Raw genomic sequence first — 16,886 nt, forward strand, 5'->3', positions numbered from 1 at the left:
TACTGAAAGCGACGCTTTAACGTTACCGCCAAAAAATGGTGCTGAACCTGTTGCCGCACCAAGCACAGTTTGCGCACCACCAGGACCAGGAGAAGTCGCTAAGTAAACCGCTGGCTTGTCACCAAATACTGAACGTTCAATGCGTGTCGCCCAATCAAAGAGATTTTTGTACGCTGCAGGATAGTGACCATTGTGTTCTGCAAACGAGATAACAAATACGTCAGCTTCTGCTAAATCACGCAAGAATGCCTGCGCACCTTCAGCTTGGCCAATTTCTTTCTCAGTATCTTCACTGAACATAGGAACGTTGTAATCGTTGATGTTTAGAACTTTTACTTCAGCACCTTCAATCAAGTTAGCTGCGTAAGTTGCTAATGCTTTGTTGATGGAGGTAGAGCTTGTGCTTGCACCAAATGCGATAACTTTCATGATGTGACCTTTCTGTAATTCCGTTAAGTGGGATTAGAATAACGTAGCCAGGAAATGGAACCATCACAAGAAATGAACGGACTCATTCAAAAATTTCGAATGAGTCTCAAACTATTCACGACTCAGCAAAATGAAAAGGGAGGGACTGAGCGGATAATGATAAATAGCTAGCGATCAAGCTTGATTCTGTAGCTCAACCCAAAGGTCATTGACGATAGTGCGGTCTGCTGGTGTTAGTTCAGAGCGTGCATCTTCTAAACTCTTTTCAATGCGTACTTTTACTTCAGCCACGTCTTCAATACCTTCTTCTTCACATGAAGCCACTGAAAGAGAAATATGACCACGTAAGTAACCACCAGCAAACAATTCATCGTCTGATGCGTTTTCAATGCGAGCATCAATTACTTCAAGTAGTTTTTCTTCAAATTCGATAATCATAATATTCTCTTATTTCACAATAAATTGACTAGCACATAACGGTTCAACATCGTAGAAGCTGCGTAATGCTTCAGAAAGCATTTTTACTCTAGGAGGGAGGCCAACTTCTAAGATACCCATGACTTCACTGTGTACTTTATTCATAAAGGCCAAGCGATCTGGCTCAAAATCGCCGTGTAGATTGTCACAGCTGACATTAAAAGGAAAGCCTGCGCTCGTCGCAATGATCCATTCATACGCTTGTGGGCGTATTTCGACTTTTTCAAACTCAGCTTGAACTGACTCAGTTCGGCCATCAGGTTCATACCAATAGCCAAAGTCTTCCAATAAACGACGCTCAGGACCAGCGACACACCAATGTGCTATTTCATGTAACGCAGAGGCATAGAAGCCGCGAGCGAAAACAATTCGATGATGTGGAGTGTCGTCGTCGGCAGGTAAATAGATCGGCTCATCAGCGCCGAGCTCCAATTTGGTGTTAAAGCTTTCAAAGAAAGTCTGATTAAAAATGTCGATAATGTCTGAGTATTGGTGCGTCATAAATTCATATTTAAGTAAAAAGAACAGGGGCATTTTGCGTTTTTTTAAGCACTCGGTAAAGCCCTATAACGAGTAATGATTTTGTGCTAACCATTAGACTTTATCGTGACAATCGATTGCTGATCCAAGATTACACCACTTTGAGGTAAATAATTAGTTTAGCTAATCCGAAATGCCTATTCACGGTACAAATATTCATTCGTCAATCAGCGTTTTTACTACTACACTCGCGCTTCATTTTTATATCCTCAAGGCCTTATAAAACTCCAATTTATAGACCTAAATTATAGAGCTACAGCAATGCTACTAAGTGTTTTGTATATCATTGGCATCACGGCAGAAGCCATGACCGGCGCTCTCAGTGCTGGCAAACAAAAAATGGATTGGTTTGGTGTAATGTTGGTTGCAAGTGCAACGGCAATTGGCGGCGGTACAGTACGAGATATCTTACTCGGCCATTACCCTTTAGGTTGGGTTGAAAACCCACAATATCTGGCGATCACCTGTATCGCAGGTGTTATCACAACAGGACTGGCTAAATGGGTAATCAAGTTAAAAGGCTTGTTCATTCGTTTAGATGCTCTAGGTCTTATCGTGTTCAGCATCATTGGCACGAAGGTCGCGATGACCATGGGTCTGCACCCAATGATCTGTATGGTGTCTGCCTTGGTAACTGGCGTGTTTGGTGGTTTGTTGCGTGACCTTATCTGCCGTCAAACACCATTGGTTCTGCATGAAGAGCTATATGCATCTGTCGCACTTGTCGCTTCAGGTTTATACCTAGGTTTGCTTGAGCTTGGCATTAACGACGTAACCGCAACGATTGTTACGCTTGTGGTTGGTTACTTGCTGCGTATGGCGGCCGTACGATTCAAGTGGCGCTTACCTTCGTTTCAGCTTGACCCTGAAAGCTCGGTACACTAGCGCTTGCTAGTACTAAAATACGAAACGCTGCGCGTCATGCACTAAAATATAAAAAAAGGGGCAGCCTCATAATGAGACAGCCCCTTTTAGTATCTATAATTTCAATATTGAAAGAATAGATGCAAAATTAGATTTTTGGCGTTTCAGTTGTCACACCAAAGTTTTGACCGCGATGGCGTAGCAAGTGATCAAGCAGAACGATAGCCAGCATCGCTTCAGCAATAGGCACCGCACGGATACCCACACATGGATCGTGGCGACCTTTAGTGATTAACTGCGTTGCTTCACCGTCTTTAGTGATCGTGTCACCAGGAACGGTAATGCTTGATGTTGGTTTAAGCGCAATGCTTGCCACAATATCTTGACCAGTAGAAATGCCGCCTAAGATACCGCCAGCATGGTTGCTGCTGAAGCCTTCTGGAGTTAATGGATCACGGTGTTCACTACCACGTTGATTAACGACATCAAAGCCATCACCAATCTCAACACCTTTCACCGCATTAATGCTCATTAGAGCGTGAGCAATGTCAGCATCTAAACGATCAAATATTGGCTCACCAAGGCCTACAGGCACTTTAGTCGCAACCACTTGAATCTTCGCACCGATCGAGTTGCCTTCTTTTAGCAGGTCACGAATCAGTTGGTCAAACTCAGGAACTTTGTCGGCATCTGGGCAGAAAAACGCGTTGTTTTCGATCTCATTCCAATCCACTTTATCAATTGAGATATCACCCATTTGAGAGAGGTAAGCTTGGATTTCAATACCAAATTCTTGTTTCAGGTATTTCTTCGCAATTGCACCTGCCGCAACACGCATTGCAGTTTCACGAGCAGAAGAGCGACCGCCGCCACGGTAATCACGCACACCGTACTTTTGATGGTAGGTATAGTCAGCATGACCAGGACGGAATTTGTCTTTAATTTCGGAATAGTCTTTAGAGCGTTGGTCTGTATTTTCAATCAATAGACCAATAGAAGTGCCCGTAGTTTGGCCTTCAAATACACCTGATAAGATTTTCACTTCATCCGCTTCACGGCGAGCCGTTGTATAACGAGAAGTACCAGGGCGACGACGGTCCAAATCTCTTTGAAGGTCTGCTTCGGTAATTTCTAATCCTGGTGGGCACCCATCTACGATACATCCTAGTGCGATACCGTGACTTTCTCCGAACGTAGTCACGCGGAAATGTTGTCCGATACTGTTTCCTGCCATTACTTCCTCTAAATCAGCTATTGGCAGAAGGTTTGATTCTTAAACCGACTGGCTAATAGCTTTACTTGTCTATTCTTCGTGAATTCATAGTGGCTTTATTACCAAATGATGTAAACCCAAAAAACGAACAATTTTAACTTTATCTTACATAAGCCGAATGAAACGAATAACAGAAGAAAATGAGTAGCGCTTGAAAAGAAGTGTTTTATGATGTGTAAAATGCAAAAAACCCGACAACTCGGAGAGTTATCGGGTTTCTTTAAATAATGGCACGCCCTGAAGGATTCGAACCTTCGACCACCTCCTTAGAAGGGAGGTGCTCTATCCAGCTGAGCTAAGGGCGCGCTACAGGAACGAATTATACGAATTCGAATCAGTAAAGCAACGGCTTTATGTAACATTCTGATCTAAGTGAGTAAAAAAAGGGCAACAAACATATAAGTGTTGAAAATTAAACCAAAGCAATCGTTTGCTTGATGGTAATCAAAAAGATTTTCTGGAATAATGCGCCAAAAACATCAGCCACTAACTTGAATATCAATACTAAGGAAATTCATGACTGCTCAAAATATTGATGGAAAGCTAATTTCTCAAACGGTTCGCTCTGAAGTAGCGGCACGTGTAAAGGCTCGTACAGAAGCTGGACTACGCGCTCCGGGCCTAGCGGTTGTTTTAGTGGGTGAAGACCCAGCTTCTCAGGTTTACGTAGGAAGTAAGCGTAAAGCGTGTGAAGAAGTTGGCTTCGTTTCTAAATCTTACGATTTGCCAGCCACAACGACAGAAAATGAACTACTAACATTGGTAGACCAACTGAACGAAGATCCGGAAATTGACGGTATTCTAGTTCAACTACCTTTGCCTGCTGGTATTGATACTACTCACGTTCTTGAGCGCATCACACCAGAAAAAGACGTTGATGGCTTCCACCCATACAACGTAGGTCGTTTGGCTCAACGTATGCCTAAGTTACGCTCTTGTACGCCTAAAGGCATCATAACGCTGCTTGACCGTTACAACATCGACTTACGTGGAAAACACGCGGTTGTGGTTGGCGCATCAAACATCGTAGGTCGCCCAATGACTCTAGAGCTTCTTCTAGCAGGTTGCACGACAACAACATGTCACCGCTTCACCAAAGACCTTGAAGGTCATGTACGTCAAGCCGATGTTGTGGTGGTTGCCGTTGGTAAGCCTAACTTCATTCCTGGTGCTTGGATTAAGAAAGGTGCTGTTGTGGTCGATGTTGGTATCAACCGTTTGGAATCTGGCAAGCTCGTTGGCGACGTTGAATACGATGTGGCTAAAGAGAGTGCAAGCTTCATCACACCAGTACCGGGTGGTGTAGGTCCAATGACAGTAGCGAGCCTAATCGAGAATACAATGATCGCTTGTGAACAATTTCACTCAAAGTAACTCGCAGCGACAGTATGAATAAAATGAAAAAGCCGCAACGTGAAGAACGTTGCGGCTTTTTCTATGCTTTTCACTTTTGATACTAAGCTACTCACTTTTAATATAGAGCGACTCGCTACTTATCTGGAATATCGGTTTTTTCTGTCTGTTCAGAAGGTGGTAGTAAGCTAACGATCTCACAATCGGTGGATGCTAGTTTTTCCAAGTCAGAACCTTGTGTCACTAAGCGGAAATCACCGTCGGTAATCACCCCAAGAGGAATCGCTTTAGGGTACAGAGCCTTAAACTCGTTGAGATCAAATGCTTCTGTTAAGCCTGTGCTCTTAATTTGGCTGCCTTGAGCCATTAGTGAATTCAATTTGGAATACGTCACGCCTTCAGAAAACAGACTTCTATTTCCATCGCGGTTCACTTGATGCCTTTCATGTTTATTCTCTGAGGATTCAAGCTCAAACACTTTATTCTCTCCAAACTCGTCTTGATAGTGCATGCTAACTAACGGGTTGGTTTGACGATACGGCGATACAATCATCGCACGCCCTATTCCATCCAAATCAAGATTATTTTCAGCGTGGCTCGAAGCTGGATTACCAAAATAGACATTCAAGTTATCCATGCGCGCCAAGCGAATGCTTTCCCAGTTGGTATCGGCAAGCACACTGTTAATGTTATGTGTCGCCAGTACTTTGGCAAACTGCCGTGCAAAGTGAGTCGCACCAAAGAATACAACCCCTTGTGCCTTCTCCTGGGTCACACCTAACTTCCTTGCCCACCAACTGGCAGTGAGACTCTGAATCACAACCGTACCGATGATGACCAAAAACACCATTGGCACCAACAGGTCTGCGCCTTCGATTAATTGCTTTTCTTGAAGCTTGATTGCAAACAGAGAAGAAACTGCGGCAGCGACGATCCCGCGAGGCGCTATCCAACTCAAAAACCATTTATCTGCCGAGCTGAGATCCGTGCCGATCCCGCTGATCCACACACTCAGAGGACGAGCCACCAGCATAACGACCGCTAATAAGCCAATACCCCCCCAACCTATCGAGAGGAAAGTCCCTGAATCAAGTCGACTCGCCAGTAAGATAAACAGTGCTGAGATAAGTAACACAGTTAAGGTTTCTTTGAACTCAATAATATCTTCAAGATCCAACCCTTTCACGTTAGCAAGCCAGATACCCATGATGGTCACGGTTAATAGACCAGACTCTTCACTCAGGTCATTAGAAAAAGAGAACGCCGCCAACATCAACGTCAGGACAGCCACGTTACGTAGATAATGCGGAAACCAGTGCCCTTGTAACATCTTAGCAATCAGGTGACCGCCAATACTGCCTAACCCCAAACCAATCGCTAGAGTCAGCCCCAAAGCTGAAAGTACATGCCCAGTAGGATCGGCAGAAGAGACAATGTATTCATAAACAAGAACAGCAAATAGAGCGCCGATAGGATCAATAATAATCCCCTCCCATCGCAATATATTGCCTAAAGAGGATTTGGGCTGAATACTACGTAGCATAGGTACAATTACCGTCGGGCCAGTGACAACCACCAATGCCCCAAACAGTGCCGCTAACGGCCAACTGAAATCGACAAAATAATAAGCCCCCATCACGATGCACGCCCATGTAATCAACATGCCGAAACTCACTAAGTGAGTCACCATCCGGCCATGACCTCTGATTTCTTTGAAATTCAGAGTTAATGCACCTTCAAACAGAATGATAGCAACACCTAACGAAATCAGCGGAAATAGAACATCACCGAAAATAACATCGGGATTAAGGATAGTTAAACCGGGACCTAGCAACAGGCCAACGATAAGAAGAGGGAGAATCGCGGGAAGACGCAAACGCCAGCCAAGTAGCTGACAAGCTAAAGACAAAAGTCCAATTAACGCCAAAGAAGAAGTAATCGACAAATCCATTTGTGCCCCTAAAAATTTGTACCACACCCTGTGATACAAACCTATTTGCTGAAACAAGAAAGCCTACGTGATTAAACTATAGGCTCTCTTTTTCGTGCTAACCGAATATTATTGCGATTAATCAGTCACTTTACTATAGGGGAAATAAAGTGACTGACTCATCCATTCGGTACTTATCATCTAGCTACAGAGAAAGTACCACACCAGCAATCGCTGCACTCATTAAGTTAGCAAGCACACCCGCACAAATCGCTTTAAAACCGTATTGTGAGATGAAAGAACGACGCTCTGGAACTAAACTGCCCAAACCACCGATCAGAATCGCCATGGTAGAAATGTTAGCAAAACCACATAAAGCAAAAGTCACGATCGCTTGTGAGTGTTCGCTCAATGCATCTTTTACGTCCATTAGCTGAATGAAAGCCACGAACTCGTTCACGACAATCTTGTTACCGATCAGTGAACCTGCAACCACAGCCTCTGACCATGGCACACCAATCAGCCATGCAACAGGAGCGAACACATAACCTAGGATAAGTTCGAAGCTTAGATTTACGCCAAACCAGTCACCAGCTATGCCCAGTAAGCCATTTAGCATTGCTATCACACTGATAAAGGCAAGTAGTGTTGCGCCCACTGCAACAGCAATGCGAAGTCCAGACATAGCCCCATCTGCCATTGCCTCAACGACGTTTGTTGCTCGTGGAATTTCAACGTCAGACTCAATATTTTCTTGAGCCTCATCTGCGTTACCTGGTACCAAAATCTTGGCCATCAATAGACCAGCAGGCGCTGACATAAATGCCGCAGCGATCAGGTAGTTCAAATCAACACCAAGCGATGCATAGCCAACTAACGTGCCACCAGCCACTGAAGCCAAACCACATACCATCACCGCAAACAGCTGTGAGTCTGTCATGTGTTTTAGATAAGGTTTAACCACCAATGGCGCTTCGATCATGCCAACAAAGATGTTTGCCGTCGCAGACAGTGACTCCGCGCGGCCTGTACCTAGGAACTTTTGCAAAGCGCCGCCGATGAGGTTGATCACCTTTGGCATAAAGCCGATGTGGTACAAACCTGAAATCAATGCAGAGAAAAAGATAATGATGCCCAAAACATTAATCGCAAAAACGAATCCATTATTGGTAAGGCCACCAAAAAGGAAGTTTATCCCTTCTTGACCGTAATTGATTAAGCTAGACACCGCGCCTGTGGCTGCATTCAATACTTCTTTGCCCATTGGAACATACAGTACCAATAGCGCGAATGTAACTTGCAGTAAGAAAGCTAGAGAAACCGTTCTCAGCGGGATATTTTTTCTGTCCGTAGATAGTAACCAAGCGGCAACTAAAATAGTGATAATTCCAAGTAGGGAAGCCATGTGCGTCAACCTAAAAGTTGTAGGTAGGAAAGGCGACGCATTGTATAGAGGAAATCGTTTGCGGCAAGGTGCGATTGTTAACGTGATGTTGGGGTAATCAATTCGGAACAATGTAATTAATTAAATCATTGAATTTTAATAAATAACTTTGATTAAAAAGCATACTTTTTCCATATGGAAATTATATTTATAGATTTAGAAAAAGTTAGCGATGTAATTCAACGCAGGTTTTAAGGTTTTCATCCCAATAGGTCGGTGATCCGATATGGTCTTTAATAAATTCAATCACCGCGGAAAGCTTCTTCGGCATATTCTTGCGGCTAGGGTATACGGCATAGAAAGGCATCAACTGGCTCGCTCGCCATTCCGGTAAAACTTGGATGAGCTTGCCCGTTCTAAACTCTTCCTTCACTAAATATGTGGCTAGATAAGCTACGCCCCACCCTGAAACTGCCGCATCCCGTACTGCTTCAGCCAAATCCACAGAATAATCACCCGCTACTTTAACGCTAAGGTTCTCTTGCCCGTTATCAAACGCCCAAGATGTGTAATCTCGCTCTCGGCTACGATAGATAAGGCAGTTATGGTCAATCAGGTCAGAAGGCACATGTGGAGTCCCTGCTTTAATTAGATAGTCAGGAGATGCAGCCACCACAAACTGACTGTCTGCCAATCGCTGCGCAATATAACCTTCGGGCAAATCTTCGTTATTGGTGATCCAGAGATCCAATCGCTCTTCAATCATATCTACCTTGTAGTCAAACAAGTGGACCTCGATTCTCAGCTGAGGATAAAGTTGTCTGAGCTGATCAATCGCAGGAATGATATGCAGTGTGCCAAATGACTGTGACAAGCCGACTCTCAATATTCCAGAAATATCATCTCGTTGGCTGTCCATATCCATTTGAGCCGCTTTGACAGTATTGAACAGCTGCTCACAGTGCTGATAGAACACTTCCCCAGCTTCGGTCAGCGTTAGGCTACGTGTGGTTCTTTGTACCAGCTTGATACCTATCGAATCTTCGAGCAAAGCAACTTGCTTACTGATGTGAGACACCGACACATTCAAACTTTTTGCAGCACTGGTAAAGCCTTCATGCTTGATTAACGCATGGAATATCACCATCTGTGCGGCTCTATCTGTTAGCACAAGGCCACCTTCTTAAATCTCTGAAATATAAAATCGGATAAAACAAAAAGGACTCCGAAGAGTCCTTTAGTTCGTTCGGCCTATACTAGGCTAAATGCTATTCAAGGCGACCTTAGGTCGATTAATCAAACTTAATTCTGTCTGCTAGGTGGCTAACTGCTAACGCAAAGTAGTAAGAACGATTCCACTTCATTAACACATTGTAGTTGTTGTAAATGAGGTACGAACGACCAGTTTCATCATCAGGCATAATCAGCCAAGCTTTGATGTCTTCGTCTAGCTTAGGTAGCGCGCGACCATCGAAACGCGTAATACCGAGTTCAGACCACTCTTTTAAGTACTTCGCTTTGTCTTCGTCTCGACCTTGCATCTCAATAGACACGGTTGATGGAACGTGAACCTGACGCCCCCAAGTATATTTGTCATCCCAACCCGATTGGCTGAGATAATTAGCCGCCGAAGCAAACACATCTTCTTCAGTACCCCAAATATCTTTCTTGCCATCACCACTGCCATCAGCGGCGTAAGCTAAAAATGAGCTTGGCATAAACTGAGGTTGACCCATAGCACCAGCCCAAGAGCCTTTCATGTCTTTGGGTGCTATATGTCCTTGGTCGAGAATCGTTAGTGCGGCCATAGCTTCTTTACGGAAGAAAGCTTCTCTGCGTCCTTCATAAGCCATGGTCGTCAATGCATCGATAACGCTGTAATTCCCCGTGAACTTACCAAAATTACTCTCTACGCCCCATAACGCGACAATGAACCTTGGTTGAACGCCATACTCATCGCCAATACGCTTTAACGCTTGGTAATGCTCTTTATAAAGCGCTCGCGCCTGCTTCACTTTCCAATCTGGCACTGCTCTTGGAATGTACTCATCCAGAGTCAGTTTTTTCTCAGGCTGATTTTTGTCGGCTTTCACGGCTCTTGGCTTAAACGTCACACCATCAAAGGCTTCTTCAATGATCGCTTCGGAAATGCCTTCTTCACGGCCTTGTTGCTTTAGTTTTTCTACATATTGCTCAAAGCTCAACTCTTCAGCTTGTACTGAGCTAATGGCCAAGCTATTACCCAATAATAACGCCGACACTGCCAATATGGTTTTTGAAAATTTACTCAACGATCACTCCTCCCTGAATTGAGGTGGCTATCACTCTTCGTCTTGAACTTTTTGTTGCGATTTACGCTCTTTATGAAGCTCAAGCTCATTAACCGGTGGTGGCGGAACCTGCAAAAAGAAACCATCGGTATTCAGTGACTCTCTCACTTTATCGATGTTCACTTGAGCCAGTTTACGACCATCCATTTTAATTACCATTACAAAACTAGGTTTACCAAACATTTGCATCAATGCGTCAGGAACTTGTGAGAAATCATCCTTCTTAGGGATATAAAGGTATGTTCCTTCTTTCTTTGAACTTTTATATATAGAACACAGCATGACAAACCTTTTTTAATTGTTTATGACTACAAAACTCTCACTTGCGAGATCAATAGTTTATGTTGGGGAAATATTGAGAACAAAACGTTCATTTGACAACAAGATTACTTGCTGTGCTTGGTTTGGGAATATAACATGATAAACCTAGTTTCAGGCAATGCCCTTTATTTTATTGATAAAGAAATTGTACCCATTCGCTATTGAGGTCCTGTAGTTTTTCGATGTCTAGTAACCCAGATCTAAAAGGTAGCAGTTTTACGCTATCTGTATTGCACTTATCCGATGATCAAGTCGAAAATGCAGTGTCTTTTCTTCAAGAGAAGGTAGACCAAGCACCTACGTTTTTCGCTGCTGCGCCCGTTGTTATCAACATCAGTAAAGTCGCAGGCGATATCGACTTTATTCGACTGAAAAGCGGTATCTCTCAAGCGGGCATGATCCCGGTTGGCGTGGCTGGCTGTTCTGATAAGCGTATGCAAAACCTAGCGAAAGAAGCTGGCTTTGCTGTTATGACAGCAAGCAAGTCTCCCTCTCAAGCTCCGGCGAAAATGGCTCCGATAAAAGTGGTGAGAACACCGATTCGTTCAGGCCAACAGGTGTATGCAAAAGATGGCGATCTATTAATCCTAAGTCATGTAAGCGCCGGAGCAGAAGTGATAGCCGATGGCAGCATCCATATTCATGGCACTTTACGAGGCCGTGCTATTGCAGGTGCAAGTGGTCAAACTGAAGCAAAAATAATTTGTAATGATTTACAAGCCGAGCTGGTTTCCATTGCTGGAAATTACTGGCTCAGCGATCAAATTGATAGCGAGTACTGGCAGAAGAAAACCATGTTCAGTATGGCAAACGATGTATTAAACGTTGATGTCCTCGCAATATAAGAGAAATAAAAGGAAAACAGAATGGCACGCATTATCGTTGTAACGTCAGGTAAAGGCGGGGTAGGCAAAACAACCTCCAGTGCAGCTATAGCCTCGGGTTTGGCTTTAAAAGGAAAGAAAACCGCAGTTATCGACTTTGATATCGGTCTGCGTAACCTAGATTTAATCATGGGTTGTGAGCGTCGTGTTGTTTACGACTTCGTTAACGTTATCAATGGTGAAGCGACGCTGAACCAAGCGATGATCAAAGACAAGCGCACGGAAAACCTGTTCATTCTTCCTGCGTCTCAAACTCGTGATAAAGACGCACTGACGAAAGATGGTGTTCGTCGTGTATTTGATGAACTGGATGAAATGGGCTTTGATTTCATCATCTGTGATTCTCCGGCAGGTATCGAGCAAGGTGCTCTGATGGCGTTGTACTTCGCTGACGAAGCGATTGTTACGACTAACCCAGAAGTTTCTTCTGTACGCGATTCAGACCGTATTCTAGGTATTCTTGACTCTAAATCTCGTCGTTCAGAAGACGGCTTAGAGCCAGTGAAAACGCACCTTCTACTGACTCGCTACAACCCAGCACGTGTGACTCAAGGTGAGATGCTAAGTGTAGAAGACGTTGAAGAAATTCTGCACATATCTCTACTGGGTGTAATTCCAGAGAGCCAAGCGGTATTGAACGCATCGAACAAAGGTGTGCCCGTTATCTTTGACGAAGCAACCGATGCAGGCATGGCTTACAATGATACTGTAGAACGACTACTGGGTAACCAAGTAGACTTCCGTTTCTTAACGGAGCAGAAGAAAGGCATCTTCAAAAGACTGTTCGGGGGCTAATACGCAATGTCATTATTAGAGTTTTTTAGACCACAGAAAAAGACAACCGCAAACCTAGCCAAAGAGCGTTTGCAGATCATTGTTGCAGAGCGACGTAGCCATGACGACCCAGCACCGTCATACTTACCACAACTAAAAGAAGACATCTTGAAGTGTATTGCAAAGTACGTTGAGGTGGATCCTTCAATGGTTGATCTAACGTTCGAACACAAAGATGACGACATTTCAGTATTAGAGCTGAATGTTAAACTTCCAGAAGAAGATCGATAAGTAGAGCTAGAGCCGTGCTTATCAATACTCAATAAAAAAGAGAGCCTAGGCTCTCTTTTTTGTATCTACATTTATAGTTGTAGTTCGCTTAAACTTGGGAGCAATAAACGGTTATTTGATCGCTTTGTTAAGCTTCTCGCCAACCACTTCTAAACGCCAGCCTTGCATAACATCAGGCAATTTCTCAGGGTTACGGTCATGTTTCCAAACCCAGCTCAACACTTGATTTAGTTGCTTCTTGGATGCTAAAAATTCCGTTGCTAAACCACTGTGTTGCGATGCCGTTTTCACTTCGTCTTTCAACACTTTGAATACTTGCTTGTAGCCTGGATAGTCCATTAAGCGTTCTACTGGTGCTGGGTACTCTTCTTCTGGAGTATGCTCAGCTAACTTAACGATTGAACTGATTTTAGCACCATGGCGGCGTACAGAGCGGTAATCAAAACCTTCTTGCTCCATTTGCTTGGGATCTTTCATCGAAAAACGCGCCACGGCCCACAAGTCTTGCTCTTTGAATACAAAGTTCAACGCTAAATCGCGCTTAATCGCTTCTTTTAAACGCCAAGTTGCAAGGGGTCTTAAGATAGCGAGCTGCTTAGGCTTTAACTGCCACGCACCCTTAATATCAAGGTAAGCGCTGTCAGGGTTTGCTTTACGGATACGCTTAGCCACTTGTAAATCAGACTCTTGTTGAGCCGCTTCCCACCAGCCTGCTTCCATCACTTTTTCTAGAAGCTTGTTGTACATAGGCATTAGGTAATGAACGTCTGCCGCAGCATAGTCGAGCTGTTTTTGAGAAAGCGGACGAGCTAGCCAATCAGTGCGAGATTCACTCTTGTCTAAATCAACACCGACAAACTCTGAAACCAAGGCAGCAAAGCCAGTTGATAAGCCATGACCTAAAAAAGCCGCCATGATCTGAGTATCGACCATTGGAGTTGGCGTGCAACCAAATGCGTTCTGGAATACTTCTAAATCTTCACCGCAAGCATGCAGCACTTTTAGGACAGAAGCATCTTTTAACAACCCTACAAACGGTGTCATTTCACCAAGAGCAATAGGGTCAATCAGTGACAGCGTTTCACCATCAAATAACTGAATCAAGCCTAATTGAGGGTAATAGGTTCTTGTACGAACAAACTCCGTATCAAGCATAACGACATCGGCTTCACGTGCTTGTTGGCAAACTCGCTCAAGGTCTTTCAATTGGGTAATGATTTGATAATCCACAAAAACTCTCACTGGTTTTACTTTGATCGCCGGATACAAAAATGCCGACATTAACTGTCGGCATTCTAACACCATTTTTCGGCGCTCGCTTAGATTAAGCACTTCGATGGTTTCTGGTGCGATGGTTACTCGAAAATTAGCTCGTTACTCGCTTGCGCGTTTAGCAAGCTCAGCATCATTCTCTTCACGTAATACACGGCGCAAAATCTTACCGACATTGGTTTTCGGTAACTCTTCACGGAACTCAATCAATTTAGGGATCTTGTAGCCAGTTAGGTGTTCACGACAGTGCGCGATAATGTCTTCTTTGGTTAGGCTAGGATCACGTTTTACCACGTAAATCTTAACCAGCTCACCAGACACCTCATGAGGTTGGCCGATAGCCGCTACTTCTAACACTTTACCATGCAGAGCCACTACGTCTTCAATCTCGTTCGGGTAGACGTTAAATCCAGACACAAGAATCATGTCTTTCTTACGGTCAACGATGTATAGCAAGCCTTCTTCGTCAAACTTAACGATGTCACCTGTCGATAACCAACCGTCTTGATCGATCACCTCTTTGGTCGCTTCTGGGCGTTGCCAGTAACCTTGCATCACTTGAGGACCACGAACTTGCAATTCACCCACTTGATCATTGGCAATTACTTTACCTTCATCATCAATGATACGAACTTCCGTCGATGGTACAGGCAAGCCGATTGCACCCGTGTAGTCTTTCAAGTCATAAGGATTACCCGTAACCAAAGGAGCACACTCGGTTAAACCATAACCTTCCAGCAAGTGAATACCTGTCACTTTCTTCCATTGTTCAGCAACAGCACGTTGAACCGCCATACCGCCACCAACAGACAAGCGTAGGTTACTGAAATCTAGCTCGTGGAAATCTTCGTTGTTTACTAGTGCATTGAACAGCGTGTTTACGCCTGTAATCGCAGTAAATGGGACCTTTTGTAGTTCTTTGATGAAACCAGGAATATCGCGAGGGTTAGTAATAAGCAGGTTTCGACCACCCATCTCAACAAACAATAAACAGTTCACAGTCAGCGCGAATACGTGGTATAGCGGCAAAGCTGTTACCACCAGTTCTCGGCCTTCTTGCAATACAGGGCCGTATGCCCCTTTCGCTTGAAGTACGTTCGCAATCATATTGCGATGCGTTAGGATTGCGCCTTTCGCTACGCCCGTTGTGCCACCCGTGTACTGTAGGAACGCGATGTCATCACCCGCCATAAACGGCTTCACATATTGCAGACGACGGCCTTTGTGCAGCGCTTTTCGAAACGAGATAGCACCCGGCAGATCATACTTAGGTACCATACCTTTTACGTATTTCACAACGAAGTCGACAATTGTTCCTTTAGCACGCGGCAGCATTTGCCCTAGACTGGTTAGAACAACGTGTTTAACTGGAGTGTTGTCCACCACTTTTTCTAGCGTACTCGCAAAGTTAGATACGATCACAATCGCCTTTGCACCAGAATCGTTCAGTTGATGTTCAAGTTCACGAGGCGTATACAGCGGGTTGACGTTCACTGCAATCATACCTGCACGCAATACACCAAAGAGTGCAATTGGGTATTGCAGCAGGTTTGGCATCATAAGTGCGACACGATCGCCTTTCTTCAGTTTCAGATCATTCTGCAGGTAAGCAGCAAAAGCACGACTGCGCTCTTCAAGCTTACGGAATGTCATGATAGACCCCATGTTCTCGAATGCCGGTTGGTCTGCGTACTTCTGTACCGACTGTTCGAACATTTCAATAAGAGATGGGTACTGATCTGGGTTGATCGTTTCTGGTACGTCACTTGGATAACGTGAAAGCCAAGGTTTATCCACGATGTTACTCCTCGTTTATCAGCTGACGACTGCTCGCCGCTATTTATCATTGCGGTATTACAGCACAGCTTTAGTGCATGAGCACTAAAAGGCTCAAACACTTGTTTAAATTTTGTTAACTACACCAAGAATTAGCTCTGAAACTAGCTCTGGGCTCTCTAAATGACAATGATGTCCGCCAGGAATAGTCTCTATATGCAGAGAACTATGGGCTGATTTGTAGCGATTATGCTGCAAATGTCGGAATCCATCATTCCCTAAAACTATTAATTGAGGGCATTCAATAGCCGCCATGATCACTTCAGCATGCGTCTGTGACATACGATACAACGAGTCACATTTTAGGTTAGGGTCGCATCGCCATTGCCAAGAGTTCTCGAACTCGGCAATACCTCGCTCAACAATAGGAGCAATAAGTTCTGCTTTAATTTGATTGGCGTGAACTCTCAGCTTAATAGCATCCTCAAGGCTTGCTAGAGGACGTGAAGGCTTTCTTCGCTGTCGAAGACGACTGAGTACCCCTTCCCTCAAGCGAGAGACTGTTTCGTGGGGAGCTTCTGAAAGAGGTCCGTGACCTTCAATTTGAATTAATCCTGACACCTTTTCAGGAAAGGCGGCACTATAGCAACTTGCGATCAATGCACCAAGTGAATGTCCTACTAGTACCAGTCTGTTTGGCGATAATTTAGTCACCAACTGATGCAAATCATCGATATAGTCGTGAAATGGGTAGTAACTGCCTGACTTATGAGATGAAAAGCCATGACCAAAGAGGTCAATCGCAACCAGATGAGAATTTGGTGAAAGTACTTGTAGATTCGATATAACAGAAGAAAAGCTCGCTGAGTTATCAAGCCACCCATGAATAAAAACGACCGTCGTTGCGGTCGTTTTTGGGTTACCAATCTGCTGTGTTGCAAGTGTTCCACTTGCAAGGGAGTATGACTTTTCAATCATATACGGTTTG

The 16,886-nt window shown here is 44.2% G+C and carries 17 protein-coding genes and 1 tRNA gene; 5 read left to right on the forward strand and 13 right to left on the reverse strand.

The features are described from left to right. From ACFI6G_RS17675 to ACFI6G_RS17685, 3 genes are all read right to left on the reverse strand, one after another. Positions 1-429: NADPH-dependent FMN reductase (locus ACFI6G_RS17675; protein ID WP_462710383.1), on the reverse strand; the 429-nt coding region annotated here is incomplete at its 3' end. Between the two features lie 174 nt (positions 430-603). Beyond that, positions 604-867 (reverse strand): YfcL family protein, encoded by a 264-nt coding sequence (locus ACFI6G_RS17680; RefSeq protein WP_010436875.1) that lies wholly within the window; start codon positions 865-867, stop codon positions 604-606. 9 nt (positions 868-876) lie between these two features. After that, the gene (locus ACFI6G_RS17685) at positions 877-1,407 is read right to left on the reverse strand and encodes an elongation factor P hydroxylase (RefSeq protein WP_010436873.1); all 531 of its coding nucleotides are present in this window, start codon (positions 1,405-1,407) and stop codon (positions 877-879) included. A 300-nt stretch (positions 1,408-1,707) separates the two neighbouring features. On the opposite strand from ACFI6G_RS17685, the gene ACFI6G_RS17690 reads away from it, so the two are divergent. Then, a complete protein-coding gene (locus ACFI6G_RS17690) occupies positions 1,708-2,331 on the forward strand; it encodes a trimeric intracellular cation channel family protein (RefSeq protein WP_004734183.1) in 624 nt (207 codons plus the stop codon). A 127-nt stretch (positions 2,332-2,458) separates the two neighbouring features. Here ACFI6G_RS17690 and aroC read toward each other — a convergent pair whose 3' ends face one another. Beyond that, positions 2,459-3,544: a chorismate synthase gene (gene aroC, locus ACFI6G_RS17695; RefSeq protein WP_010436870.1), complete on the reverse strand. Its 1,086-nt coding sequence runs from the start codon at positions 3,542-3,544 to the stop codon at positions 2,459-2,461. Between the two features lie 267 nt (positions 3,545-3,811). After that, a tRNA-Arg gene (locus ACFI6G_RS17700) sits at positions 3,812-3,888 on the reverse strand. A 211-nt stretch (positions 3,889-4,099) separates the two neighbouring features. Here ACFI6G_RS17700 and folD point away from each other — a divergent pair. After that, positions 4,100-4,957, forward strand: a complete 858-nt coding sequence (gene folD, locus ACFI6G_RS17705) for a bifunctional methylenetetrahydrofolate dehydrogenase/methenyltetrahydrofolate cyclohydrolase FolD (RefSeq protein WP_462710384.1) — start codon at positions 4,100-4,102, stop codon at positions 4,955-4,957. 115 nt (positions 4,958-5,072) lie between these two features. Here folD and ACFI6G_RS17710 read toward each other — a convergent pair whose 3' ends face one another. From ACFI6G_RS17710 to ACFI6G_RS17730, 5 genes are all read right to left on the reverse strand, one after another. Continuing rightward, entirely contained in the window at positions 5,073-6,887 is a 1,815-nt protein-coding gene (locus ACFI6G_RS17710) for a cation:proton antiporter (RefSeq protein ID WP_016783792.1), read from the reverse strand. Positions 6,888-7,071: 184 nt separating this feature from the next. After that, entirely contained in the window at positions 7,072-8,271 is a 1,200-nt protein-coding gene (locus ACFI6G_RS17715) for a NupC/NupG family nucleoside CNT transporter (protein ID WP_016783791.1), read from the reverse strand. A 205-nt stretch (positions 8,272-8,476) separates the two neighbouring features. Further along, entirely contained in the window at positions 8,477-9,397 is a 921-nt protein-coding gene (locus ACFI6G_RS17720) for a LysR family transcriptional regulator (protein ID WP_016789605.1), read from the reverse strand. Between the two features lie 145 nt (positions 9,398-9,542). Next, entirely contained in the window at positions 9,543-10,541 is a 999-nt protein-coding gene (locus ACFI6G_RS17725; RefSeq protein WP_016767501.1) for a lytic murein transglycosylase, read from the reverse strand. Between the two features lie 30 nt (positions 10,542-10,571). Beyond that, positions 10,572-10,862, reverse strand: coding sequence for a YcgL domain-containing protein (locus ACFI6G_RS17730; protein WP_010436854.1), 291 nt, complete (start codon positions 10,860-10,862; stop codon positions 10,572-10,574). 221 nt (positions 10,863-11,083) lie between these two features. Between ACFI6G_RS17730 and minC the strand changes: the two genes are divergently transcribed. Genes minC through minE form a run of 3 tightly spaced genes read left to right on the forward strand, consistent with a single transcriptional unit; the run spans position 11,084 to position 12,850 of the window. Then, positions 11,084-11,746, forward strand: a complete 663-nt coding sequence (minC, locus tag ACFI6G_RS17735) for a septum site-determining protein MinC (protein ID WP_010436851.1) — start codon at positions 11,084-11,086, stop codon at positions 11,744-11,746. A 21-nt stretch (positions 11,747-11,767) separates the two neighbouring features. After that, the gene (minD, locus tag ACFI6G_RS17740; protein ID WP_010436849.1) at positions 11,768-12,580 is read left to right on the forward strand and encodes a septum site-determining protein MinD; all 813 of its coding nucleotides are present in this window, start codon (positions 11,768-11,770) and stop codon (positions 12,578-12,580) included. Positions 12,581-12,586: 6 nt separating this feature from the next. Then, positions 12,587-12,850, forward strand: a complete 264-nt coding sequence (gene minE, locus ACFI6G_RS17745) for a cell division topological specificity factor MinE (protein ID WP_010436847.1) — start codon at positions 12,587-12,589, stop codon at positions 12,848-12,850. A 111-nt stretch (positions 12,851-12,961) separates the two neighbouring features. Here minE and rnd read toward each other — a convergent pair whose 3' ends face one another. The 3 genes from rnd to ACFI6G_RS17760 all read right to left on the reverse strand — a co-directional run bounded on the left by rnd (position 12,962) and on the right by ACFI6G_RS17760 (position 16,876). Further along, positions 12,962-14,080 carry a ribonuclease D gene (gene rnd, locus ACFI6G_RS17750; protein ID WP_010436844.1) on the reverse strand — a complete coding sequence of 373 codons (1,119 nt, stop codon included), beginning with the start codon at positions 14,078-14,080 and terminating at the stop codon, positions 12,962-12,964. A gap of 144 nt (positions 14,081-14,224) precedes the next feature. Continuing rightward, complete coding sequence (gene fadD / locus ACFI6G_RS17755; RefSeq protein ID WP_010436843.1) at positions 14,225-15,919, reverse strand: long-chain-fatty-acid--CoA ligase FadD; 1,695 nt, start codon at positions 15,917-15,919, stop codon at positions 14,225-14,227. A 105-nt stretch (positions 15,920-16,024) separates the two neighbouring features. Then, positions 16,025-16,876 (reverse strand): alpha/beta fold hydrolase, encoded by an 852-nt coding sequence (locus ACFI6G_RS17760; RefSeq protein WP_010436841.1) that lies wholly within the window; start codon positions 16,874-16,876, stop codon positions 16,025-16,027. Positions 16,877-16,886: the final 10 nt, after the last annotated feature.

Source organism: Vibrio sp. PSi01 (assembly GCF_054960695.1).